20 protein-coding genes are annotated in these 23071 nt (G+C 68.8%); 9 read left to right on the top strand and 11 right to left on the bottom strand.

What is annotated here, in order from left to right; translation table 11 throughout:
* Positions 1-855: 855 nt before the first annotated feature.
* The 5 genes from IC535_RS11565 to IC535_RS11545 form a co-directional block, all read right to left on the bottom strand.
* Positions 856-2112 (bottom strand): cysteine desulfurase, encoded by a 1257-nt coding sequence (locus tag IC535_RS11565; protein ID WP_228886215.1) that lies wholly within the window; start codon positions 2110-2112, stop codon positions 856-858.
* Positions 2109-3371 carry a Fe-S cluster assembly protein SufD gene (sufD, locus tag IC535_RS11560; RefSeq protein WP_228886216.1) on the bottom strand — a complete coding sequence of 421 codons (1263 nt, stop codon included), beginning with the start codon at positions 3369-3371 and terminating at the stop codon, positions 2109-2111. Before sufD ends, IC535_RS11565 begins: the two co-directional genes overlap by 4 nt.
* On the bottom strand, positions 3371-4135 hold the full coding sequence (gene sufC, locus IC535_RS11555; protein WP_228886217.1) for a Fe-S cluster assembly ATPase SufC: 765 nt from the start codon (positions 4133-4135) through the stop codon (positions 3371-3373). Before sufC ends, sufD begins: the two co-directional genes overlap by 1 nt.
* 81 nt (positions 4136-4216) lie before the next feature.
* Positions 4217-5692, bottom strand: coding sequence for a Fe-S cluster assembly protein SufB (gene sufB, locus IC535_RS11550; RefSeq protein WP_228886218.1), 1476 nt, complete (start codon positions 5690-5692; stop codon positions 4217-4219).
* A gap of 16 nt (positions 5693-5708) precedes the next feature.
* Positions 5709-6161 carry an SUF system Fe-S cluster assembly regulator gene (locus IC535_RS11545; RefSeq protein WP_228886219.1) on the bottom strand — a complete coding sequence of 151 codons (453 nt, stop codon included), beginning with the start codon at positions 6159-6161 and terminating at the stop codon, positions 5709-5711.
* 173 nt (positions 6162-6334) lie between these two features.
* Between IC535_RS11545 and IC535_RS11540 the strand changes: the two genes are divergently transcribed.
* Positions 6335-6802: an SET domain-containing protein gene (locus tag IC535_RS11540; protein ID WP_228886220.1), complete on the top strand. Its 468-nt coding sequence runs from the start codon at positions 6335-6337 to the stop codon at positions 6800-6802.
* 114 nt (positions 6803-6916) lie between these two features.
* Positions 6917-7459, top strand: a complete 543-nt coding sequence (locus IC535_RS11535) for a type 1 glutamine amidotransferase domain-containing protein (RefSeq protein ID WP_228886221.1) — start codon at positions 6917-6919, stop codon at positions 7457-7459.
* A 108-nt stretch (positions 7460-7567) separates the two neighbouring features.
* Here the strand turns inward: IC535_RS11535 and IC535_RS11530 are convergent, their stop codons facing one another.
* The 4 genes from IC535_RS11530 to IC535_RS11515 form a co-directional block, all read right to left on the bottom strand.
* Entirely contained in the window at positions 7568-8164 is a 597-nt protein-coding gene (locus IC535_RS11530; protein WP_228886222.1) for a DUF1439 domain-containing protein, read from the bottom strand.
* 73 nt (positions 8165-8237) lie between these two features.
* Positions 8238-8771, bottom strand: a complete 534-nt coding sequence (locus tag IC535_RS11525; RefSeq protein WP_228886223.1) for a hypothetical protein — start codon at positions 8769-8771, stop codon at positions 8238-8240.
* 51 nt (positions 8772-8822) lie between these two features.
* Positions 8823-9161 carry a DUF3861 family protein gene (locus IC535_RS11520; RefSeq protein WP_228886224.1) on the bottom strand — a complete coding sequence of 113 codons (339 nt, stop codon included), beginning with the start codon at positions 9159-9161 and terminating at the stop codon, positions 8823-8825.
* Between the two features lie 257 nt (positions 9162-9418).
* On the bottom strand, positions 9419-9817 hold the full coding sequence (locus IC535_RS11515) for an HU family DNA-binding protein (RefSeq protein ID WP_228886225.1): 399 nt from the start codon (positions 9815-9817) through the stop codon (positions 9419-9421).
* Positions 9818-10180: 363 nt separating this feature from the next.
* Here IC535_RS11515 and IC535_RS11510 point away from each other — a divergent pair, with 363 nt between their 5' ends.
* Positions 10181-10618, top strand: coding sequence for an OsmC family protein (locus IC535_RS11510; protein ID WP_228886226.1), 438 nt, complete (start codon positions 10181-10183; stop codon positions 10616-10618).
* 98 nt (positions 10619-10716) lie between these two features.
* Positions 10717-12390 carry an amidohydrolase gene (locus IC535_RS11505; RefSeq protein ID WP_228886227.1) on the top strand — a complete coding sequence of 558 codons (1674 nt, stop codon included), beginning with the start codon at positions 10717-10719 and terminating at the stop codon, positions 12388-12390.
* Between the two features lie 31 nt (positions 12391-12421).
* Here IC535_RS11505 and IC535_RS11500 read toward each other — a convergent pair whose 3' ends face one another.
* Complete coding sequence (locus IC535_RS11500) at positions 12422-13297, bottom strand: PhzF family phenazine biosynthesis protein (RefSeq protein WP_228886228.1); 876 nt, start codon at positions 13295-13297, stop codon at positions 12422-12424.
* 220 nt (positions 13298-13517) lie between these two features.
* Here IC535_RS11500 and IC535_RS11495 point away from each other — a divergent pair, with 220 nt between their 5' ends.
* From IC535_RS11495 to IC535_RS11480, 4 genes are all read left to right on the top strand, one after another.
* Positions 13518-16121, top strand: coding sequence for a bifunctional aspartate kinase/diaminopimelate decarboxylase (locus tag IC535_RS11495; protein WP_228886229.1), 2604 nt, complete (start codon positions 13518-13520; stop codon positions 16119-16121).
* A gap of 70 nt (positions 16122-16191) precedes the next feature.
* Complete coding sequence (gene murL / locus IC535_RS11490; RefSeq protein WP_228886230.1) at positions 16192-17544, top strand: UDP-N-acetyl-alpha-D-muramoyl-L-alanyl-L-glutamate epimerase; 1353 nt, start codon at positions 16192-16194, stop codon at positions 17542-17544.
* Complete coding sequence (murD, locus tag IC535_RS11485; protein WP_228886231.1) at positions 17525-18934, top strand: UDP-N-acetylmuramoyl-L-alanine--D-glutamate ligase; 1410 nt, start codon at positions 17525-17527, stop codon at positions 18932-18934. Before murL ends, murD begins: the two co-directional genes overlap by 20 nt.
* A gap of 163 nt (positions 18935-19097) precedes the next feature.
* The gene (locus IC535_RS11480) at positions 19098-19892 is read left to right on the top strand and encodes a dienelactone hydrolase family protein (protein ID WP_228886232.1); all 795 of its coding nucleotides are present in this window, start codon (positions 19098-19100) and stop codon (positions 19890-19892) included.
* 149 nt (positions 19893-20041) lie between these two features.
* Here the strand turns inward: IC535_RS11480 and IC535_RS11475 are convergent, their stop codons facing one another.
* A complete protein-coding gene (locus IC535_RS11475) occupies positions 20042-21040 on the bottom strand; it encodes a polyprenyl synthetase family protein (RefSeq protein WP_228886233.1) in 999 nt (332 codons plus the stop codon).
* Between the two features lie 279 nt (positions 21041-21319).
* Here IC535_RS11475 and IC535_RS11470 point away from each other — a divergent pair, with 279 nt between their 5' ends.
* Positions 21320-22933 (top strand): alpha-glucosidase, encoded by a 1614-nt coding sequence (locus IC535_RS11470; protein WP_228886234.1) that lies wholly within the window; start codon positions 21320-21322, stop codon positions 22931-22933.
* Positions 22934-23071 lie beyond the last annotated feature (138 nt).

Raw genomic sequence — 23071 nt, 5'->3', positions numbered from 1 at the left:
CGTCCCGACGATGCAGTTGATGCCTGCGATGGAGTGAATCGTAGTGGCCCTTCCCGGATAAATCTCTAGAGATTGTTTCAAGAGAATATTTCCAGTGCCTTTTTACCCAGGTGATGTGCCGAACATGGCATGCAGCAGTGGGAGCGGTCGGCAGTGGTTTGGAAAGGCGCGTTGCCTGGCGTGCGCACCTGCATCCGCATCGCCGGCGCTTATAGGACAGTCGCCAGACGGCCGGGTATGTTCCCCGCGTATCGATGCATCGCAGGTTCCTTCCGCACAGCACCGCGGATATGCGGATCGCCGCTGGTGTGGCCCCAGGTGCATACGGATCGCGGTCGGCACCGGTCAGCGTGTGAAACTCCACCGGGGACGACAGTTTCACCGGCAGCGGCGACCGGCGGGCACCGTCGGTAACAGCGCCGCGCGGAAGCTGTACGTGGTGCGGCGGAGGCAGGACGGGGCCGGGACGCCATTGACAATTGCGCAAATGAGAGGTGCTTGCATTTGCGCATGGGGCGCGGCGCCCAGTACGGCCCGGCGGCCCTCAGCGAGTGGAGCCCGGGTCGACCTCGGTGGCGGGGCGGGCATCAGCGCGTTGCCCGTGACCCGGTCGACCGACAACGGATCGACCAGCGGGTTGGCGAGCATGCGGTAGTCGCCATGCTGCTGCGGACCGGGCCATCGCGGTACAGGGGGCTGCAACGGTGTTCGATCATCCGGCGGTTGACGCTGCAATAATGTGATCGCAAATGCAGAAGGCAGCATTCGCATGACGCATGTGGCGCGTTGCGTCCTGGGAAATGAAAACGCCGCGGAAAGCCGCGGCGTTTCAAGGGTGCTGCAGTGTCGCCGTGCTCAGCCCAACAGCTTGCGCACCTTGTTCAAGGCCACGATGAAGCGTTCGATTTCTTCATGGGTGTTGTAGAACGCCAGCGAAGCCCGGCAGGTGGCCGCCACGCCGTAGTACTGCAGCAACGGGTGGGCGCAGTGCTGTCCCGAGCGGACCGCGACGCCTTCCAGGTCGAGCAGGGTGGCCAGGTCGTGCGAATGCGCGCCTTCGATCAGGAACGAGACCACGGCGGCCTTGTCGGCGGTGGTGCCGAAGATGCGCAGGCCGTCGATCTTGTTCAGTTCTTCGCTGAAGTGCGCCAGCAGTTCGGCCTCGTGGCTTTCCACGTGGTCCAGCCCCAGCGATTCCAGGTAGTCCACCGCTACGCCCAGGCCGATGAAGCCGGCGATGTTGGGGGTGCCGGCCTCGAACTTGTGCGGGGCATCGTTGAATACGGTGCCTTCGAAGCTGACTTCCTTGATCATCTCGCCGCCGCCGAGGAACGGCGGCATGGCATCGAGGTGCTCGCGGCGCGCCCACAGCGCGCCGGTGCCGGTGGGGCCGCACATCTTGTGGCCGGTGATGGCGTAGAAATCGCAGCCGATCGCGGCGATGTCGACCTTGCGGTGCGGCACTGCCTGGGAACCGTCGACCACGGTGATGATGCCGCGCTTGCGCGCTTCGCGGCAGATCTCGCGGACCGGGTTGACCGTGCCCAGCACGTTGGAGACGTGGGCCACGGCCAGCAGCTTGACCTCGGCGGTCATGGCCTTGCGCAGCGCGTCCAGGTCGAGCGCGCCGTCGGGGGTGATTTCGGCCACGCGGATGGTGGCACCGGTGCGCTGGGCCACCAGCTGCCACGGCACGATGTTGGCGTGGTGCTCCATGCGCGAGACCAGGATGACGTCGCCGGCCTTCAGCCGTGGCAGCGCCCACGAATAGGCCACCAGGTTGAGCGCGAAGGTGGTGCCGCTGCACAGCACCAGCTCGCCCGGGCGCACGTTGAGGAAGCGCGCCAGCTTGTTGCGCGCGCCCTCGTAGGCATCGGTGGCTTCGCTGCCCAGCGCGTGCACGGCGCGACTGACGTTGGCGTTGTAGCGGCGGTAGAACTCGTCCACCGCGCCGATCACCTGTACCGGCTTCTGCCCGGTGTTGGCGTTGTCGAAGTACACCAGCGGCTTGCCGTGCACTTCGCGCATCAACAGCGGGAAATCCAGCCGCACCCGGCCCCAGTCCGGGGCCTGGGCGGTATCGGCCAGCGGGCGCGGGGTGGACAGGTTCATGCCATGCCCGCCCGCGCCAGCGCCAGGTCGAGCTGGCGGCTGAGCTGTTCGGTCAGGCGCGCGTCGAGCACGTTCAACGGCTCGCGGCAGAACGCGGCGCTGAGCAGCTGGCGCGCCTGGTCGGCGGGCAGGCCGCGCGAGCGCAGGTAGAACAGCGCATTGGCGTCGAGCTGGCCGACCGTGGCGCCGTGCGCGGCCTTCACATCGTCGGCGTCGATCACCAGGGTGGGCTGGGTATCGATTTCGGCGTCGGCCGACAGCAGCAGGTTCTTGTTGGACAGGTTTGCATCGGTGCCGTCGGCGCCGGCGCGGATGTGGATGCCGCCGTGGAAGACCACCCGGCTGCGCTGGGCGGCCACGCCGCGCCACAGCATCTGCGAAGCGGTGTCGCGCGCGATGTGCTCGATGCCCAGGCGGGTGTCGACATGGCGGCGGCCGTTGCCAAGCAGCACGCCGTTGGCGGTGAGCCGGGCGTTGTCGCCTTCCAGGCGCACGTTGAGCTCGTGGCGGCTCAGCGCGGCGCCCAGTTCCAGGTCGACGCGGCGGTACTGCGCGTTGCGGGCGAGCACCGCGTCGGTGCGCAGCAGCGCGGTGGCGCGCACGCCGTCGGCCTGGACGCGGGCGTGCGACAGCACCGCATCCTGGGCCAGGTGTACGTGGACCAGGGTGTTGCCCAGGTGCGCGGCATCGCCGACATGCAGGTGGTGTTCGACCACGCCCAGCGTGGCGCCGCGGCGCAGTTCGATCAGGTGGCGGTGGTGCCAGGCCAGGTCGGCATCGCCGGCCACGCTGACGAACACCAGCTGCAGCGGCAGTTCGACCTGCACGTCCTCGTCCACGCGCACCAGCGCGCCTTCATCGGCCAGCGCGGCATTGAGACGGGCGAACACTTCTTCGCTGCGCTCGAAGCGACGGCCGAGGAAGCGCAGCGCATCGTCGCCGGCAGCCAGTGCCGCGGACAGGCGCTGCAACTGTACGCCGGGCGGCAGCGTGGACACATCGCTCAGCGCCTCGGACGGGCGACCGTTGACGAACACCAGGCGCGGCGACGGGATGTCGGCCAGCAGCGTGGGATCGACAGCGGCCGCAGCCAACGGCGCGGGGCTGAAGCTGCGGCGTTCCAGCTGGCGCAGCGAGGTGTACTTCCAGGCTTCGCTGCGCGGGCCGGGCAGGCCGGCCTGCAGCGCGGCATCCAGTTCGGCGCGACGTGCGTCGCTGCCGGCAAAGCCGCTGGCGAGGGAATCGAGCAGGGCGCTCATCAGACCGCTGCCTCCGGCACCACGCGGTCCTTCAGGAAGTGGTAGCCATGGGCTTCCAGTTCCAGGGCCAGCTCCGGGCCGCCGCTCTGCACGATTTTGCCGTCGGCCAGCACATGCACCACGTCCGGCTTGATGTAGTCGAGCAGGCGCTGGTAATGGGTGATCACGATGAACGAGCGGTCCGGCGAACGCAGCGCGTTGACGCCGTCGGCCACGCTCTTGAGCGCATCGATGTCCAGGCCGGAGTCGGTTTCATCCAGGATCGCCAGCTTCGGTTCGAGCACGGCCAGCTGGAAGATCTCGTTGCGCTTCTTCTCGCCGCCGGAGAAGCCTTCGTTGACGCCACGGTGCAGCAGTTCGTCCTTCAGGTGCAGCACGGCCAGCTTCTGCCGGACCAGCTTGAGGAACTGCATCGAATCCAGTTCTTCCTCGCCGCGCGCCTTGCGCTGGGCGTTGAGCGCGGCGCGCAGGAAGTAGGTGTTGTTCACCCCGGGGATTTCCACCGGGTACTGGAAGGCCAGGAACAGGCCGGCGGCGGCGCGTTCTTCCGGGGCCAGCTCGAGCAGATCCCTGCCTTCGAACCGCACGCTGCCTTCGCTGACGTCATAGCCTTCGCGGCCGGCCAGCACATTGCCCAAGGTGGACTTGCCGGCGCCGTTGGGGCCCATGATGGCGTGCACCTGGCCGGGCTTCACGTCCAGCGACAGGCCCTTGAGGATTTCTTTCTCGCCGATGCGGGCGTGGAGGTTGTCGATCTTCAGCATGATACGAATCCGGTAGTGCCACGCCATGCGCGGCAAGAATGTCAAACGAAGGCAAAAATGAGGCGCAACGCGCCCGGCGCGTTACCCGACCGAGCCTTCCAGCGACACGTCCAGCAGCTTCTTGGCTTCCACCGCGAACTCCATCGGCAGTTCGCGGAATACCTGCTTGCAGAAGCCGTCGACTATCATCGACACCGCGTTTTCCTGGTCGATGCCGCGGGCGCGGCAATAGAACATCTGATCGTCGGAGATCTTGGAGGTGGTGGCTTCGTGTTCCACCGTCGCGCTCGGGTTCTTGACCTCGATGTACGGGAAGGTGTGCGCGCCGGAGGTCTTGCCGATCAGCAGCGAATCGCACTGGGTGTAGTTGCGCGCGCCATCGGCGTTGCGGTCGATCCTGACCAGGCCGCGGTAGGTGTTCTGGCCGCGGCCGGCGCTGATGCCCTTGCTGACGATCTTGCTCTTGGTGCGCTTGCCGATGTGGATCATCTTGGTGCCGGTATCGGCCTGCTGGCGGTGATGGGTCAGCGCCACCGAGTGGAACTCGCCCACCGAGTCGTCGCCGAGCAGCACGCAGGACGGATACTTCCAGGTGATCGCCGAGCCAGTCTCGACCTGGGTCCAGGTGACCTTGCTGCGCGCGCCACGGCATTCGGCACGCTTGGTGACGAAGTTGTAGATGCCGCCGACGCCGTTCTCGTCGCCCGGGTACCAGTTCTGCACCGTGGAGTACTTGATCTCGGCATCGTCCAGCGCGACCAGCTCGACCACCGCGGCGTGCAGCTGGTTCTCATCGCGCATCGGCGCGGTGCAGCCTTCCAGGTAGGACACGTAGGCCTTGTCCTCGCAGATGATCAGGGTGCGCTCGAACTGGCCGGTATGGCCGGCGTTGATGCGGAAGTAGGTGCTCAGTTCCATCGGGCAGCGCACGCCGCTGGGGATGAACACGAAGCTGCCGTCGGAGAACACCGCCGAGTTCAGCGCGGCGAAGTAGTTGTCGCCCACCGGCACCACGCTGCCCAGGTACTGCTTGACCAGTTCGGGGTGTTCCTTGATGGCCTCGGACATCGAGCAGAAGATCACGCCCTTTTCGGCCAGTTCCTTGCGGAAGGTGGTGCCGACCGAGACCGAATCGAATACCGCATCGACCGCCACGCCGGCCAGCCGGGCACGTTCGTGCAGCGGCACGCCGAGCTTGTCGTAGGTATCCAGCAGCTCCTTGGGCACGTCGTCCAGCGAAGCGTACTTGGGCCCCTTGGGCGCGGAGTAGTAACTCAGCGCCTGCAGGTCGATCGCGGCGATCTGCAGCTTGGCCCAGTTCGGCATCGGCATGGTCAGGAAATGACGGTAGGCGTCCAGGCGCCATTGCGTCATCCACTCGGGCTCTTCCTTCTTGGCCGACAGGGCACGGATGGTGTCCTCGTCCAGGCCGGGCGGCAACGAGTCCGATTCGATCTCGGTGATGAAGCCGGCCGCGTACTTGCGGCCCAGCTGCTCATGGATCTCACGATTGGGGGTATCGCCGGTGGCGACGGTGTCAAGGATATCGGTGGCCATGGGGGCTGCCTGTGGATCAGGAAACGACATCCGCCGCGATGCTGCGGCGGGGGGCGTCGACAAGGGGGAGGGGGGGCAGGATCTGCGCCAGGCTGACCGCGCGCAGGGCCTCGGCCACCACGTCGTTGATCATCCGCCAGCTGCTGCGCGCACCGCATTGCAGCTCGCGGCCGCACTGGCTGTGGTCGTGGCTGCATTCGGTCAGGCCCAGCGGCCCTTCCATGGCTTCGACGATCTCGAACAGGCTGATCTGCCCGGCCGAACGGGTCAGCCGGTAGCCGCCGCGCACGCCGCGCAGGCCTTCAACCAGGCCGGCCTGGGCCAGCGGCTTGAGCAGCTTGCTGACCGTGGGCGGCTCCAGGCGGGCGAATTCGGCCAGTTCGGTCGCACTGAGCACCTCGCCCGGCCGGGCGGCGAGCACGGTCAGTACGACGGTGGCGTAGTCGGTAAGCTTGGTGACGCGGAGCATGGGGAGGGTGCGACCATAAAGCGGACTGAAATTGTACGCTTTTATGCCCGGGCATCCAACCCACCCCGTTCAGCGGCCCGAAAGCTGGTGGTGATGGACGGCGTGGCGGCATGGCTTTGGCAATCACCCGGATTAGGCGAGAATCGGACCTTCCCATCGCAACGGCCAGCCAGATGCCCAAGAAGATCCAAGCCCGCAAGTCCGCCATCCACGGCAACGGCGTGTTCGCGCTGGCGCCGCTCAAGAAGGGCGAACGGGTGATCCAGTACAAAGGCCTGCTGCGCAGCCACGCCGACGTGGACGCCGACGACACCGGCGACGTGGAGAGCGGGCATACGTTCCTGTTCACGCTCAACGATGATTACGTGATCGATGCCAACTACAAGGGCAACGATGCGCGCTGGTTGAACCATAGCTGCGATCCCAACTGCGAGGCGGTGATCGAGGAAGCCGAGGGCGACAACCGGCGCGGGGACAAGGTGTTCATCGAGGCGATCCGCGATATCCAGCCCGGTGAGGAACTGACCTACAACTACGGCATCGTGCTGGCCGAGCGCCACACCGCGCGCCTGAAGAAGGTGTGGGAATGCCGTTGCGGTTCCAAAAAGTGCACCGGGACGATGCTGCAGCCCAAGCGGTAACGCTGCGCCACCACGCGTTGCCGCCCCCTGTGCCGACGCCCCGTGCACGCTGCGGTCACCGCTGCCCAATGCGCGGGCAAGCACAGTAAAGGCTCCTTTCCGACGGAGCCTCCCATGACGCACGCACTCAACGGCAAGCAAATCGCGATCCTGGCCACCGACGGTTTCGAGCAGTCCGAACTGCTCGAGCCCAAGCGCCTGCTGGAATCCTGGGGCGCCACGGTCTCGGTGGTGGCGCCCGGCGACGGCAGCCGCATCCGCGGCTGGAAGGACAAGGACTGGGGCGACGAGGTGGCCATCGACCAGCCGCTGAAACGTTCCAGCGCCGATGACTACGATGCGCTGGTGCTGCCCGGCGGGGTGATCAATCCGGACACGCTGCGCACCGATGCGCAGGCGGTTGATTTCATCAAGGCCTTCGGCGCGGCCGGCAAGCCGGTGGCGGCGATTTGCCACGGCCCGTGGCTGCTGGTCGAGTCGGGCCTGGCCAAGGGCCGCCGGGTCACTTCGTGGCCGTCGCTGAAAACCGACCTGGGCAATGCCGGTGCCGAGTGGACCGATGCCGAGGTGGTGGTCGATGGCGGGCTGATCACCAGCCGCAAGCCGGGCGATATTCCCGCCTTCGCCGATGCGGTGGGCAAGGCGCTGGCGGGGTGATCGCACAGGTACCCACCAACGGTGGGTACCTACCGCCCCGGCGCAGGCTCCCCGCCAACGATGGGGTACCTACCGCCCCAGCGCAGGCTCCCTACCAACGGTGGGTGACTACCGGCCCAGTACGCCGGCCGGGATCAGCTGGCCCAGGTCCTGGTTGAAGGTGACCACCAGCTTGCCGTTCTCCACCTGCGCCGACTGCACCTGCAGGGCGCCGAGCACGCTGGCCACGGCCGGGTCGATCTTGTAGATCGGTTCGCGCCGCGCGTAGTCGGTCAGCCAGGCGTTGAGCAGGCTGCGCGTACGCGAATCCAGCCGGCCGCCGTTGTTGGCCGGGGTGAAGTCGTCCACGGTGGGCTGGTCCAGGTGGAAGCCCTGGGTCTGCGCGTCGTAACGCAGGCCGCTGCTGAGCTTGACCTTGCCCAGCGGCGCCGCGCTGCTGCCGGCGGTGGCCATGGCGATGTCGAAGCCCAGGTCCAGGCGGTTGCCCTGCGGAAGCGTCAGCTGCGGATGGCTCATGGTCATCTCGATCAACCCGCCGAGCGCGTCCTGGGTGCGCGGGAAGCTGCCGTCCAGGTACTGCTGGACGTCGCCGGCGCCCACCGACAGCTGGCGGCCGGAAACGCTGGGGGCGGCCTGCGCGCCCACCGCAGCGGCGATCAGCAGGGCGGCGGCGGCAAGGCGGGATAGCGGCGGACGTGCATTCATGGCAGCAGGCCGTGGGGAAAGAGACTGCAACGATAGCGCCTTCGGCTGAATCCAGCTTTGACGCGTGGCTGCCTCAGTCCAGCGTGGGCTGCAGGGAGGCGCCATGGATCTCCCAGCCGCTGCCGTCGGCGCGCGGCTGCAGGCGGTACCAGCCGTGGTAGCGCAGGGTGCCCTCGGCGGTGCGGGCGCGGATCCGCACCGGCACTTCACGCAGCCGCGAGGGCTGGGCATCGTCGCGGGCGATCGGCGGGTCGGTCTCCATGCGCAGGCCCAGCAGGCCGGGCAGTTCGCGCAGGGCGATGTCGTCCGGGCGCGCCGAGGTGCGGCTGCCGCTCCAGAACGCATCGGCGGCGGCGCGGTCGCCGGTCATCAGGGTATTGAAGTACTGGCGCACGACGGTCGGTTCGTCGGCTGCGCCGCTGGCCACCGCACTGGATGGCGGCGCGCTGCTGCCAGCCAGGCCCTGCGCGACCGACCCGGCCGGCGCCGCAGCGACGGCCGCGGCCGCAGCCTGGTCGTCGGCAGCGGCGCCGTCGTCGTTGGAATGGCGCTGGCACGAACACCCGCCCAGCAACAGCAGTGGCAACACGAACACGGCGCAACGCATGGCGGACTCTCCCCGGCGATGCGCGCAGTGTAGCCGGCGGGCGGCGCCGGGTCAGGGCGTGTGCTGGATCCGGTCGAGCGCGCCGAGCACCTCATCCAGTTGCGGCTGCAGGCTGCTCAGCGGATGGGTGGGATCCTGCGCGTGGCGGCGGGCCAGGTCGTGCAGCAACTGGGTGGCCACGATCGCCGCGGCGCGCTCGTCGCCGCTCAGGCCGGTCTGGCGCCGGGCCGCTTCCAGCAGCCGCATCCAGTCCTGCTGCGCACGGTGCTCCAGTTCTATCGTGCAGCGCCGGCTGCACGGCAACCCGTCCTTCTCGATCGGGGTGACGGTAATGCGGTAACGCTGGGATGCGCCGGGCGGGGAGGCGCTGGGCTGCGATGCGCGGGTCATGGCGGTCTGCACGATGGGGGACAAGGCCACCATAGGCCGGCGCGGCGGCGGCGACGACGGGTGCGGTCGCACGCAGTGTTCCACCTTGTGCGTTCCACCTGCGCCGTGCGCGGCGTGCAGCGCTGGCGCAGCGTGGTTTACGTGGCGAGCGCGGATGCGGCGATGCCTGGGCAACGCTGTGTTTCGTTGCCGCGCCCCAGAAAAAAGAACGGGACGGCCATGGCCGTCCCGTCCGGGTGCTGCAGGAAGCGCGCCGGTTACAGCGCAGCGTCCTTGAGCTTCTTGAGCGGACGCACCTTCAGCTTGGTGGAGGCCGGCTTGGCGGCGAACCACTGCTCTTCCTTGGTGAACGGGTTGATGCCCTTGCGCTTCGGCTTGGCCGGCACGCTGACGGTGGTGATCTTCAGCAGGCCCGGCAGGGTGAAGCTGCCCGCGCCCTTCTTGTGCACCGAAGCGGCGACGGCGCCTTCCAGCGAGGCGAGCACGGCGCGCACGTCCTTGGCGACAACGCCGGACGCTTCAACGATGTGTGCAACCAGACCAGACTTGCTCAGCACGTCCTTGATCGGCTTGGGAGCGGCCGGCTTGGCGGCTGCCTTGGTAGCGACTTTCTTTACTGCCTTCTTCGGGGCAGCCTTCTTAGCGGTCTTTGCCATGGTTTCCTGTTCCGTGATCGGTTGGTGGTTTGGTCGCGCCGAACCCCGTCGGCAAGCGAAATGTAGGGCAACTATGCGGCGCCGCCAATAGGCAATCGCATAAATATTGGCGATTTCCCGCTTCCCGGTTACCGCAGTGCATCAGTACATGCCCGGAAAACAGGGCTGGCGACGACCGCAGGGTCCATATGCCGGCGCCGCCGGATGGTTCCCATCCGGGAGAAAATTCCTTGAAAACAGCAGTTTCCGCGCAGCGTGACGGCTTTCTGCGCGCGCCGGGCCGGGCCGGCCGCGTTACCCGACGCGGTGCTAACGCCCCAGCGTCTAGTCTGGTCCTGCCATTCATCCACAGGAGATCAATCGATGGGCATTTCGCGTCATGCCACCGCGCACTGGGAAGGTGACCTCAAGACAGGCAAGGGACAACTGAGCACGCCGCAGAGCGGCCTGCTGGACAAGACCCGCTATGCCTTCAGCAGCCGCTTCGGTGACGAAAAGGGCACCAACCCGGAGGAACTGATCGCCGCCGCGCATGCCGGCTGCTTCACCATGGCGCTGTCTGCCAAGCTCACCGAGGCCGGTTTCGTGCCGACCTCGCTGGATACCGAGGCCAAGGTGGACCTGTCGATGGAAGGCGGCCCGCAGCTCTCCCAGATCACCCTGAAGGTGAAGGCGGTGGTGCCGAACATCGAGGCGGCGCAGTTCCGTGCGATTGCCGAGGACGCCAAGCAGAACTGCCCGGTGTCCAAGGCGTTGAGCGCGGTGCCGATCAGCATGGAAGCCGAGCTGGCCGGCGGCTGATGCCCGGCGGCACCGTGCCCGGCGCGGTTGCGGTGCACATTGAGTCATCCCCGCAGGGGCGGCATAGTCGCCCCTGTTCCGTTTGCGGGGAGTAATGCGTGCGCCATCGCCTTCTGGCTGTCCTGTTTTCCATGTGCTGCGCCCACCAGGCTCAGGCCGATGTACGCCTGCTGACCGCAGCCACCATCCACACCGGCACCCCCGAAGCCCCCACGGCGACTGCCCTGGCCTGGGACGGCGACAGCGGGCAGGTGCTGGCCGTGGGGGCGCGCGCGGCGCTGCTGGCGCGGTACCCGGCGGCGGCGCTGACCGACCTGGGCGATGCCACGGTGGTGCCCGGGCTGATCGACGCGCACGCGCATCTGATGTTCCTGGGCGAAACCCTGATGCAGGCCGACCTGACCGGTGCGGCCAGCAAGGCCGAGATCGTCGCGCGGCTGCAGCGGTTCGCCGCCGACAACCCGCAGGGCTGGCTGCTGGGCAATGGCTGGGACCAGAACCACTGGCCCGAGACCACCTTCCCGACCGCCGCCGACCTGGACGCCGCGTTCCCGGATCGCCCGGTATGGCTGGGCCGCGTCGATGGCCATGCCGGCTGGGGCAACACCGCTGCCTTGCGCGCGCTGGCGCGAACGCCGGGGCAGCGCGCGCTGGCCGGTCGCTGGCAGCCCGACGGCGGGCGCATCGTGCGCGATGCGCGCGGCCAGCCCAGCGGCGTGTTCATCGACGCGGCCATGGGCCTGGTGCGCCGCGCGATCCCCGCGCCCGGCGACGCCGCGCGCGAACAGCAGCTGGCCCGCGCGCTGGACAAGGCGGTCAGCCAGGGCCTCACCGGCGTGCATGACATGGGCGTATCGCGGCAGGACCTGGCCTTGATGCGCCGCTTTGCCGATGCCGGCCGACTGCCGCTGCGCATCGATGCCTACGCCGATGGCAATGGCCAGGCGCTGGCCGATCTGTGCACGCACGGTGCCTACCAGCATCCCGGCGGGCGCCTGCAGATGCGCGGCGTGAAGCTGTTCATGGACGGCGCGCTGGGCAGCCGTGGCGCGGCGCTGCTGGCCGACTACAGCGATGACCCGCACAACCGCGGGCTGCTGGTGACCTCGCCGGAAGCCTTTGAGACCGCCGTACGCAAGGCCGATGGCTGCGGGCTGCAGGTGGCCACCCATGCCATCGGCGACCGCGGCAACCGCATCGCGCTGGATACCTATGCGCGGGTGCTGGGCGCGCGCGCCGGCGGCGACCACCGCTGGCGGATCGAACACGCCCAGGTGGTGGCGCTGGAAGACATTCCGCGATTCGCCCAGCTCGGCGTGGTCGCCTCGATGCAACCCACCCATGCCACCTCGGACATGGGCTGGGCGCAGGACCGGTTGGGGTCCGAACGCATCCTCGGCGCGTATGCGTGGCGGCGCATGCTCGCCGCCGGTGCGCATATCGCGCTGGGCTCGGATTTCCCGGTGGAGCAGGTGGACCCACGGCTGGGCCTGTACGCGGCGGTGACGCGACAGGACCGCGCCGGCCAACCGCCGCGCGGCTGGCAACCGGAGCAACGGTTGACGGCGGCCGAGGCGCTGCGCGGGTTCACCGCCGACGCGGCCTGGGCCGGGCATGGCCAAGGCCGGGTAGGCCGCCTGCAGCCGGGGCTGCGCGCGGATTTCGTGGTGTTCGACCGCGACCCGCTGCGCGTGCCGCCGGAGCAGTTGGCCAGCCTGCAGGTGCGCTCTACCTGGGTGGATGGCCGATCGGTGTATGAGGCAGCGCGCTGACGCGCTGCCTCGCGCGGCCTTGGGTGCGCGCTTACCAGTCCAGCGTGCCGCGGATGACGCTCTGCACCTGGCCACCGGACCAGACATCGCCAGCGGCATCGATATGCAGGCTCAGGCGGGCATCGTGGCCGACTTCGCGGCCCTGGCTGACCACGTAGTCGCGGGCGCCCCCGGGCAATGCGCCACGGCTGTCCAGCCAGGCGGCCAGTACCGCGTTGGCCGCCCCGGAGGCGGCATCCTCGAAGCGCCGGCCGTTGCCGACGAACGCGCGCACCGCCAGGTCCCAGGGCTGGCCACTGCTGCGCGCATAGGCGAACACGCCCATGCTGCCGGTGCTTTCGGCCAGCGCGGCAATGGCATCCCAGTCCGGCTGCAGGCCGCGCAGGCTGGCCTCGTCGGCCAGTTCCACCACCCACCAGCTGCGCCCGCCGTCCATGCGCGCCGGCGGCAGCGCGCCCAGCGCCCAGCCGGCCAGCGCGGCCTGCAGGCGCGGGTCATCGGCGGTGGTCACCTCGGCCACCGCCGCGCGCGGGGTGCGGATGGCGATGGTGCGCGCGGCACCGTCGCCGTCCACCCGCAGCGGCAGGGCGCCGGCGATGCCGTCCTGCACCAGCACGCCGTCCACCGGCACGGCCAGCCCGGCCTCCAGCACCGCATGGGCGGTGCCGACGCTGGGATGGCCGGCGAACGGCACTTCCTTCTGCGGGCTGAACATGCGGATGCGGTAGCTGGCGCCGGGCACCTGCGGTGCCGACACGAAGGTGGTTTCCGGCAGCCGGGTCCAGCGTGCGATCGCCTGCATGGCCGCATCGTCCAGGCCCTGTGCATCGAGCACCACCGCCAGCGGGTTGCCGGCACCGGGGTAGGGGGAGAACACATCCAACTGCAGGAAACGGCGAGGGCTCATGGCGGGGCGGTCCGGTCAAACGGGCGGGCAGCTTAACAAGACCGGCCGGCCATTCCCGCGCGGTTTGCCGCCGACGCCGGCGTCGCGGCAGGGCCGCCGGCACCGATCGCGCTGCCGGCCGCGGCGCGGCGGCCCTGTAGGGGCCGGGCTTGGCATAGAATCGGGAGTTCGGCCCGGCGTGCCGGGCGAGCCCCCTCACTACCCAACCCTGTCTACCTCCATGTCAGCTTCCTCCCCTGTCGATCGCTGGATCGTACTGAAGTTCGGCGGCACCTCCGTGTCGCGTCGTCACCGCTGGGACACGATCGGGAAGCTGGCGAAAAAACGCGCCGAAGAAACCGGTGCGCGCGTGCTGGTGGTGGTGTCGGCGCTGTCGGGGGTCACCAATGAACTGACCGCGATCGCCGATGGCGCCGCCGACAGTCGCGCCCGCGTGGAGGCCCTGGTGGCGCGCCACCGCGCGTTCCTGGTCGAACTGGAACTGGATGCCGCTGCGCTGGACGTGCGCCTGGCCGCGCTGGCCGGGTTGCTCGACGACCCGCGCGCGGCCGCCCGCACGCTGGACTGGCAGGCCGATGTACTGGGCCAGGGCGAACTGCTGTCCTCGACGGTGGGCGCGGCCTACCTGCGCGCCAGCGGCCTGGACTTCGGCTGGATGGACGCGCGCCAGTGGCTGGACGCGCTGCCGCCGCAGCCCAACCAGAGCGACTGGTCGCAGCGGCTGTCGGTGAACTGCCAGTGGCGCGCCGATGCCGACTGGGCCGCGCGCTTCCGCGCCCAGCCCACGCGCATGCTGATCACCCAGGGCTTCATTTCCCGCCACGCCGACGGCGGCACCGCCATCCTCGGGCGCGGCGGCTCGGACACCTCGGCGGCCTACTTCGGCGCGCTGCTCGGCGCCAGCCGGGTGGAGATCTGGACCGACGTGCCGGGCATGTTCAGCGCCAATCCGCGCGACGTGCCCGATGCGCGCCTGCTGACCCGCCTGGATTATTACGAAGCGCAGGAAATCGCCACCACCGGCGCCAAGGTGCTGCACCCGCGCTCGATCAAGCCGTGCCGCGATGCCGGCGTGCCGATGGCGATCCTGGACACCGAGCGCCCCGAACTGCCGGGCACCAGCATCGACGGCAACGCCGCACCGGTGCCGGGGGTGAAGGCGATCAGTCGCCGCAACGGCATCGTACTGGTGTCCATGGAAGGCATCGGCATGTGGCAGCAGGTCGGCTTCCTGGCCGATGTGTTCGGGCTGTTCAAGAAGCATGGGCTGTCGGTGGACCTGATCGGGTCGGCTGAAACCAACGTGACCGTGTCGCTGGACCCGTCCGAAAACCTGGTCAACACCGACGTGCTGGCCGCGCTGTCGGCCGATCTGTCGCAGATCTGCAAGGTCAAGATCATCGTGCCGTGCGCGGCGATCACCCTGGTCGGGCGCGGCATGCGTTCGCTGCTGCACAAGCTGTCGGACGTGTGGGCCACGTTCGGGCGCGAGCGCGTGCACATGATTTCGCAGTCGTCCAACGATCTGAACCTGACCTTCGTCATCGACGAGGCCGACGCCGATGGCCTGCTGCCGATCCTGCACGCCGAGCTGATCGACAGCGGCGCGATGCCGGTGGAAGAGGGCGAGGTGTTCGGCCCGCGCTGGCGCGAGATCGCCGGCACCGTGCGCCCGCGCGAAACCGCCTGGTGGCGGGGCCAGCGCGAGCACCTGCTGGCGCTGGCCCAGGCCGGCACCCCGCGCTATGTGTACAACCTGCCGACGGTGCGCGCCCGCGCCCGCGCGCTGGGTGCGATCAAGGCCATCGACCAGCGCTACTACGCGATCAAGGCCAACTCGCACCCGGCCATCCTGGAGGTGCTGGAGCAGGAAGGCTTCGGCCTGGAATGCGTCTCCCACGGCGAGCTCAAGCACGTGTTCAACACGCTGCCGACGCTGTCGCCCAGGCGCGTGCTGTTCACCCCCAGCTTCGCCCCGCATGCCGAGTACGATGCCGCCTTCGCACTCGGGGTGACCGTCACCGTGGACAACGTCGAAGCCCTGCAGCGCTGGCCGGACCTGTTCCGCAACCGCGAGCTGTGGCTGCGCGTGGACCTGGGCCGTGGCGAAGGCCACCATGCCAAGGTGCGCACCGGCGGCAAGGACTCCAAGTTCGGCCTGCCGATCGCGCGCGTGGACGAGTTCGTGCGCATCGCCGGCGAGCTGGGCACCCGCGTGGTCGGGCTGCATGCCCACCTGGGCAGCGGCGTGGAAACGGCGCAGCACTGGCGCCTGATGTGCGATGAACTGGCCGGCTTCGCCCGCCGCATCGGCAGCATCGAAACGATCGACATCGGCGGTGGCCTGCCGATTCCGTACAGCGCCGAGGACGAGCCGTTCGACCTGGATGCCTGGGCCGCCGGCCTGGCCGAGGTGAAGGCAGTGCACCCCGCGTTCCGCCTGGCGATCGAGCCGGGCCGCTACCTGGTGGCCGAATCGGGCGTGCTGCTGGCCCGCGCCACCCAGGTGGTGGAGAAGGATGGCGTGCGCCGGGTCGGCCTGGATGCGGGCATGAACACCTTGATGCGCCCGGCCCTGTACGACGCCTGGCACGACATCGAGAACCTCAGCCGGCTGGGCGGTTATGCCGAGGCCGCGTTCGACGTGGTCGGCCCGATCTGCGAATCCAGCGATGTGTTCGGCAAGCGCCGCAAGCTGCCGGTGTCGACCGCGCCGGACGATGTGATGCTGATCGCCGATGCCGGCGCCTACGGCTATGTCATGGCCAACACCTACAACCAGCGCGAGCTGCCGCGCGAGGACGTGATCGATGACGCGCGCTGACCGCTACCTGCCGCCCCACCTTGAAGCGGCGCCGTGCAAACGCACGGCCGCCCTGTAAACCGGATACACCATGACTGCTTTCGATAAACACCAGGTTGCCGTTTTCCGCTTCGTGCGCTGCGATTTCGCCGCCGATACCGGCGTGGCGCAGCTGGTCTACGCCTTCGACGACGGCCCGGAAATGACCGAGACGGTAACCATTCCCGGCGCCCCGTTCGCGCTGGACGGTGCCCGCGCCGAGGCGGTACAGCGGGCGTTGCGCCTGCTGCACCTGATTGCCGGGGTGAGCTATTACAAGGCCGGCGTGCCCGGCCAGGTGCGCATCGACGGCTACAGCATCGATGCGGCCACCGCCGCGCTGGTGGAAACGGTGTACCTCAACGGGCTGGGCGAGTTCGCCTACCGCAACGGCCTGAACCTGCGCGGGCGGTTCCGCCTGCCGGCCGACGCGCCGGCGTTCGCCGCGCCGGCGCTGGGCCTGCGCGAACACGCGCTGGTGGCCATTGGCGGCGGCAAGGACTCGCTGGTCAGCATCGAGGCCCTGCGCGGGCTGGGCATCGCCGAAACGGTGACCTGGATCGGCGGTTCGCAGCTGATCCGCGCCTGCGCCGAACGTACCGGCCTGCCTATCCTCAACATCGGCCGCAGCCTGGCCCCGGAACTGTTCGAGTTGAACCGCCAGGGCGCCTGGAACGGGCATATTCCGGTCACCGCGATCAACTCGGCGATCATGGTGCTGGCCGCGCTGCTGCAGGGCGTGGACCAGGTGGTGTTCTCCAACGAGCGCTCGGCCAGCTATGGCAGTCAGATTCCCGGCACCGGCGAGGTCAACCACCAGTGGTCCAAGGGCTGGGCGTTCGAACAGGCCTTCGGCGAGCACCTGCAGCGGCATGTCGCCGCCGACCTGCACTACTACTCGCTGCTGCGCCCGCTGTCGGAGCTGGCGGTGGCGCGCCAGTTCGCCCGCAGCGACTTCTACGACGCGCATTTCTCCAGCTGCAACCGCAACTTTCACATCCTCGGCGAACGCCCGGTCAACCGCTGGTGCGGGGTGTGCCCGAAATGCCACTTCGTGTTCCTGGCGCTGGCCCCGTTCATGCCCAAGCCGCGCCTGGTAGGCATCTTCGGCCGCAACCTGCTCGACGATGCCGACCAGGCCGCCGGCTTTGACGCGCTGCTGGAGTTCCAGGACCACAAACCGTTCGAATGCGTCGGCGAAGGCCGCGAATCGCGCGCGGCGATGGCCACCCTGGCCGCCCGCCCGGAGTGGAGCGAGGATGCGCTGGTGAAGCGCTTCGCCGAGCAGATCCAGCCGCAGCTGGATGCGGCTGAACTGACCATCGCGCCGTTGCTGGCGCTGGAAGGCGAGCACCGCATCCCGGCGGCGATCTGGGAGCGCCTGCGTGCGAATTTCGCAGCTTGAGGGCAGGCGGGTTGCGCTGTGGGGATGGGGGCGCGAAGGGCGTGCGGCGTACCGCGTGCTGCAGCAGCGGCTGCCGTCGCTGGCGCTGACCCTGTTCTGTCCGGAGGCTGAAGCGGCCGCGGCCGCTGAGGAAACCGACGGTGCGTTGACCGTGCGGACCGATGTCTCCGGCGAGACGCTGGCCGGCTTCGAGGTGGTCATCAAGTCGCCGGGCATCAGCCCCTATGGCGAGGCGGCGCTGCACGCATCGGCGGCGGGCACGCAGTTCATCGGCGGCAGCGCGCTGTGGTTCGCCGAGCATGCCGATGCCGACGGTACGGTGCGCGACACGGTGTGCGTGACCGGCACCAAGGGCAAAAGCACCACCACCGCCCTGCTGGCCCACCTGCTGCGTGCCTCGGGCGCGCGCACCGGGCTGATCGGCAACATCGGCCTGCCGCTGCTGGAAGTGCTGGACCCGCAGCCGGCGCCGCGGTACTGGGCGGTGGAACTGTCCAGCTACCAGACCGGCGAGGTGGCGCGCAGCGGCGCCCACCCGCAGGTGGCGATCGTGCTCAACCTGTTCCCCGAGCACCTGGACTGGCACGGCAGCGAAACACGCTACATCGAGGACAAGCTGCGCCTGGTCACCGACGCCGCGCCGCGCATCGCCGTGCTCAATGCCGCCGATCCGCACTTGGCCGGGCTGGTGCTGCCGCGCAGCGAGGTGATCTGGTTCAACCAGCCGCAGGGCTGGCATATGCGTGGCGAGGTGGTGCATCGCGGCGGGCAGCCAGTGTTCGATACCGCGCATACGCCGCTGCCGGGCCGGCACAACCGCGGCAACCTGTGCGCGGTGCTGGCCGCGATCGAGGCGCTGGGCCTGGACGCGGTGGCGCTGGCCCCGGCCGTGCAGGAATTCCGCCCGTTGCCCAACCGCCTGCAGGCGATCGGCACGCGCGACGGGCTGACCTTCGTCAACGATTCGATCAGCACCACCCCGCACGCCAGCCTGGCCGCGCTGGAGTGTTTTGCCGGGCAGCGCATCGCGCTGCTGGTCGGCGGCCATGACCGTGGCCTGGACTGGCACGATTTCGTGCAGCATATGGCCCACGATGTGCCGCCGGTGGAAATCGTCACGATGGGCGCCAATGGCCCGCGCATCCATGCGCTGCTGCAGCCGCTGGCCGACGCCGGCCGGTTCGGCCTGCACGCGGCGGCCGACCTGGGCCAGGCGATGCAACTGGCCCGCGCCGCATTGGGCGGGCAGGGCGGGGTGGTGCTGTTGTCGCCCGGGGCGCCCAGCTATGGGGTGTACCGCGACTACGTGGCCCGCGGCCGCCATTTCGCCGAACTGGCCGGGTTCGACCCGGACGCGATCACCGCGATCCCGGGAATCGGGATCGCCTGACGCGGCGACCATGGTTGTCGCTCTGGCCCGTAGAGCCGGGCTCTGCCCGGCTGCGGTCATGCCTGCGCGTCGCCGAAAGCGGCAATGGCCACGGCAGCCGGGCAGAGCCCGGCTCTACGCCGGCGGGCATACACTCGGGCTTCTTTCGGGCAGGAGCAGGTGCATGAACAAGCGATGGCAGTGGGGTGCGGCCGTGTTGCTGGGCATGGCGGCGCTGCCGGCAATGGCGGCGATGAAGACCCAGCCGGTGGAGTGGACCCTGGACGGCACCACCTTCAGCGGGGTGCTGGTCTATGACGATGGCGACAACGACAAGCGCCCTGGGCTGGTGATGGTGCCCAACTGGAAGGGCGTCAACGACTCGGCGATCGCCAAGGCCAAACAGCTGGCTGGCGACGACTACGTGGTGCTGGTGGCCGACGTGTACGGCAAGGGCGTGCGCCCCAAGACCGATGCCGAGGCCGGCCCGGTGGCCACCGCGCTGCGCAACCAGCGCCCGGTGCTGCGGGCACGCGCGCTGAAGGCGGTGGAGGTGCTCAAGGCCCAGGCAGGCAAGGCGCCGCTGGATGCCAGCCGGATCGGTGCGGTCGGGTTCTGCTTCGGTGGCACCACCGTGCTGGAGCTGGCCCGTGCCGGTGCGCCGCTGGCCGGCGTGGTCAGCCTGCATGGCGGGCTGGGCTCGCCGTTGCCGGCCAAGGCCGGTGGCACGCATCCCTCGGTGCTGGTGCTCAATGGCGCCGACGACAAGGGCGTGAGCAAGGATGACATCGCAGGCTTCGAGCAGGAAATGAACGCGGCCAAGGTCGATTGGGAGTTCACCAACTACAGCGGCGCGGTGCACTGCTTTGCAGAAAGCGACGCCAACAGCCCGCCGGGCTGCCTGTACAACGAACGCGCGGCCAGGCGCGCGTGGAAGGCGCTGGACGAGTTCTTCGAGGAACGGTTCGAGAAGCGCTGAGCCGGTGGCGACGGTACCGACCAGCGGTCGGTACCTACCGGCAATGCCGGCACCGTGCAGAGCCGGCCAGCGGCCGGCACTACCGGAATACGGGTAGGTGCCGACCAGCATTGCGGTAGGTGCCGACCGTTGGTCGACACGCCCCGCCGTCAATGCGAGCGCTGTACCGCGTAGCGGGCCAGCCCGCGCAGGGCGGCCACCGCATCGTTGTCGGCCAGGCCGTCAAGCGCGCGCTCGGCCGCATCGGCGTATTCCACCGCGCGGGCGCGGCTGTATTCCAGCCCGCCGGTGGCGTGGATGGCGGCCAGTACTTCCGGCATCGCCTCGGCGTCGCCGTTGCGCACGATCTGCCGCAGGCGCTCGCGGGTGGTGGCATCGGTGTGCGCCATCGCGTGGATCAGCGGCAGGGTGGCCTTGCCTTCGGCCAGGTCGTCGCCCAGGTTCTTGCCCAGCTCTTCGGCGTTGGCCGAGTAGTCCAGCACGTCGTCGGCGATCTGGAAGGCGTAGCCCAGCGCCATGCCGTAGTCGTACAGGGCCTGCTGGGCAGCTTCGTCCACGCCGCTGGCCAGCGCGCCCAGGCGGGTGCCGGCGGCGAACAGCACCGCGGTCTTGCGTTCGATCACGCGCAGGTAGGCCGCCTCGTCGGTGTCGGGGTTGTGCACGTGCAGCAGCTGCAGCACTTCGCCCTCGGCGATGCGGTTGGTGGTATCGGCCAGGATCCGCATCACCGGCATGCGGTCCAGTTCGACCATCAGCTGGAAACTGCGCGAGTACAGGAAATCGCCGACCAGCACGCTGGGGGCGTTGCCCCACAACGCATTGGCGGTGCTGCGGCCGCGCCGCAGGCTGGATTCGTCGACCACATCGTCGTGCAGCAGGGTCGAGGTATGGATGAACTCGATGATCGCCGCCAGCTGGTGGTGTTCCGGGCCGGCCTGGCCGACTGCGTGGCCGGCCAGCATGACCAGCATCGGCCGCAAGCGTTTGCCGCCGGCGGAGATGATGTGATCGGCTATCTGGTTGATCAGCACGACATCGGAGGACAGACGGCGGCGGATCAGCGCATCGACGGCGGCCATGTCCGGCGCGGCTAGCGTCTGGATCTGGGGCAGGCCCAGCGCGGGGCGGGTGTCTTCGGTGATGGTCATGCGGTCTGACTTTCAGGCTTGGCGGGAATTATAGGCGGTGCCGTCGTCTTCCGCCCGCCGGGTGATACGGCGGCGCTGGCCTTACCGGCCCGGGGCCGGGCCGGCGGGCGGATCGGGCCACGGCCCGGATGCCGCCACCGGCCGCCGCAGCCCCGCCGGCACGGGTGCCTGCGGTGAATACGTATGCACCCGGCGCCATCCGCGCAGGCGCCCCGCTAAGCTTGCCGGGTACGTTGTGGCGCCCTTGCAGGCGCCGTGCAAGCCCGGAGGGGGCCCTGAATGTCGCAGACTCCATGGTGGCGTGGTGCCGTCATCTACCAGATCTACCCGCGCAGCTTCCTCGACGCCAATGGCGACGGGGTGGGCGACCTGCCCGGCATCATCGACCGCCTGGACTACGTGGCTGCGCTGGGCGTGGACGCGATCTGGATCTCGCCGTTCTTCACCTCGCCGATGGCCGATTTCGGCTACGACATCGCCGACCACCGCGATGTCGATCCGCTGTTCGGCAGCCTGGCCGATTTCGACCGCCTGCTGGCCAGGGCGCATGCGCTGGGCCTGAAGGTGATGATCGACCAGGTGTTCAGCCATACCTCGATCGACCACGCCTGGTTCCGCGAAAGCCGCCAGGACCGCACCAACCCCAAGGCCGACTGGTACGTGTGGGCCGATCCGCGCGAGGACGGCACGCCGCCCAACAACTGGATGTCGATCTTCGGTGGCGTGGCCTGGCAGTGGGAGCCGCGCCGCGAGCAGTATTTCCTGCACAATTTCCTGGCCGACCAGCCGGACCTGGATTTCCACAATCCAGCGGTGCAGGAGGCCACGCTCGACTATGTGCGTTTCTGGCTGGACCGAGGGGTGGATGGTTTCCGCCTGGATTCGATCAACTTCTGTTTCCACGATGCGCAGTTGCGCGACAACCCGGCCAAGCCGCTGGACCAGCGGGTGGGCCGCGGTTTCAGCGCGGACAACCCCTACGCCTACCAGTACCACTACTACAACAATACCCAGCCGGAGAACATCGGCTTCATCGAGCGCCTGCGCGGGCTGCTGGACGAGTATCCGGGAACGGTCAGCCTGGGCGAGATCTCGGCCGAGGATTCGCTGGCGACCACGGCCGAGTACACCGCGCCGGGCCGGCTGCACATGGGCTACAGCTTCGAGCTGCTGGTGAAGGATTTCAGCGCCGGGTACATCCGCGACACGGTGTCGCGGCTGGAAGCGACCATGACCGACGGCTGGCCGTGCTGGGCGATCTCCAACCACGATGTGGAGCGCGCGGTGACGCGTTGGGGCGGGCATCCGGCGCAACCGCGGCTGGCGCGTCTGCTGGTGGCGCTGCTGTGCTCGCTGCGTGGTTCGATCTGCCTGTACCAGGGCGAAGAGCTGGGGCTGGGCGAGGCCGAGGTGCCGTTCGAGGCGCTGCAGGATCCGTACGGGATTACCTTCTGGCCGAACTTCAAGGGCCGCGACGGCTGCCGCACGCCGATGCCGTGGACCGACGCGCCGCTGGCCGGGTTCACCACCGGCCAGCCGTGGCTGCCGATTCCTGCCGAGCACGCTGCCGCTGCGGTGGCGGTGCAGGAACACGATCCGCACTCGGTGTTGAACGCATTCCGTCGGTTCATGGGCTGGCGGCGGACCATGCCGACGCTGCTGGTGGGTGACATCGCGTTCCTGGCCACGGCCGAGCCGGTGCTGATGTTCCAGCGCCGGCATGCGGGGGAGACGCTGCTGCTGGCGTTCAACCTGTCCGCCGAGGAGGTACGCGTGGTCTTGCCCGAAGGCAGTTGGCAGGCGCTGCACGTGCCGGGCCCGGACGTGGGCCATGCCGAGGGTGCCGAGCTGGTGTTGTCGGCGCAGTCGATGTACTGCGCGCGCCAGGGCTGAAACGATTTCCGGTGGTATTGAGAGGGCGGGGCCGATGGCCTCGCCCTTTTTTTGGCTCTTCGCCGGTGTGCGGGGCTACAACCCGTCAAGTGCTGGGGCATTGGGTGAACATGCCACCGTTGTCCGGGCGCGGTTGCT

It is taken from the genome of Stenotrophomonas rhizophila (assembly GCF_020857975.1).
Lineage (GTDB): Bacteria > Pseudomonadota > Gammaproteobacteria > Xanthomonadales > Xanthomonadaceae > Stenotrophomonas > Stenotrophomonas rhizophila_C.
This window is presented reverse-complemented; position numbering and strand designations above follow the sequence as displayed.

Bases quoted from the DNA above. Each gene is read 5' to 3' on its own strand.
- IC535_RS11565 (WP_228886215.1), bottom strand. From the start codon at position 2,112: ATGAACCTGTCCACCCCGCGCCCGCTGGCCGATACCGCCCAGGCCCCG.
- sufD (WP_228886216.1), bottom strand. From the start codon at position 3,371: ATGAGCGCCCTGCTCGATTCCCTCGCCAGCGGCTTTGCCGGCAGCGAC.
- sufC (WP_228886217.1), bottom strand. From the start codon at position 4,135: ATGCTGAAGATCGACAACCTCCACGCCCGCATCGGCGAGAAAGAAATC.
- sufB (WP_228886218.1), bottom strand. From the start codon at position 5,692: ATGGCCACCGATATCCTTGACACCGTCGCCACCGGCGATACCCCCAAT.
- IC535_RS11545 (WP_228886219.1), bottom strand. From the start codon at position 6,161: ATGCTCCGCGTCACCAAGCTTACCGACTACGCCACCGTCGTACTGACC.
- IC535_RS11540 (WP_228886220.1), top strand. From the start codon at position 6,335: ATGCCCAAGAAGATCCAAGCCCGCAAGTCCGCCATCCACGGCAACGGC.
- IC535_RS11535 (WP_228886221.1), top strand. From the start codon at position 6,917: ATGACGCACGCACTCAACGGCAAGCAAATCGCGATCCTGGCCACCGAC.
- IC535_RS11530 (WP_228886222.1), bottom strand. From the start codon at position 8,164: ATGAATGCACGTCCGCCGCTATCCCGCCTTGCCGCCGCCGCCCTGCTG.
- IC535_RS11525 (WP_228886223.1), bottom strand. From the start codon at position 8,771: ATGCGTTGCGCCGTGTTCGTGTTGCCACTGCTGTTGCTGGGCGGGTGT.
- IC535_RS11520 (WP_228886224.1), bottom strand. From the start codon at position 9,161: ATGACCCGCGCATCGCAGCCCAGCGCCTCCCCGCCCGGCGCATCCCAG.
- IC535_RS11515 (WP_228886225.1), bottom strand. From the start codon at position 9,817: ATGGCAAAGACCGCTAAGAAGGCTGCCCCGAAGAAGGCAGTAAAGAAA.
- IC535_RS11510 (WP_228886226.1), top strand. From the start codon at position 10,181: ATGGGCATTTCGCGTCATGCCACCGCGCACTGGGAAGGTGACCTCAAG.
- IC535_RS11500 (WP_228886228.1), bottom strand. From the start codon at position 13,297: ATGAGCCCTCGCCGTTTCCTGCAGTTGGATGTGTTCTCCCCCTACCCC.
- IC535_RS11495 (WP_228886229.1), top strand. From the start codon at position 13,518: ATGTCAGCTTCCTCCCCTGTCGATCGCTGGATCGTACTGAAGTTCGGC.
- murL (WP_228886230.1), top strand. From the start codon at position 16,192: ATGACTGCTTTCGATAAACACCAGGTTGCCGTTTTCCGCTTCGTGCGC.
- IC535_RS11480 (WP_228886232.1), top strand. From the start codon at position 19,098: ATGAACAAGCGATGGCAGTGGGGTGCGGCCGTGTTGCTGGGCATGGCG.
- IC535_RS11475 (WP_228886233.1), bottom strand. From the start codon at position 21,040: ATGACCATCACCGAAGACACCCGCCCCGCGCTGGGCCTGCCCCAGATC.
- IC535_RS11470 (WP_228886234.1), top strand. From the start codon at position 21,320: ATGTCGCAGACTCCATGGTGGCGTGGTGCCGTCATCTACCAGATCTAC.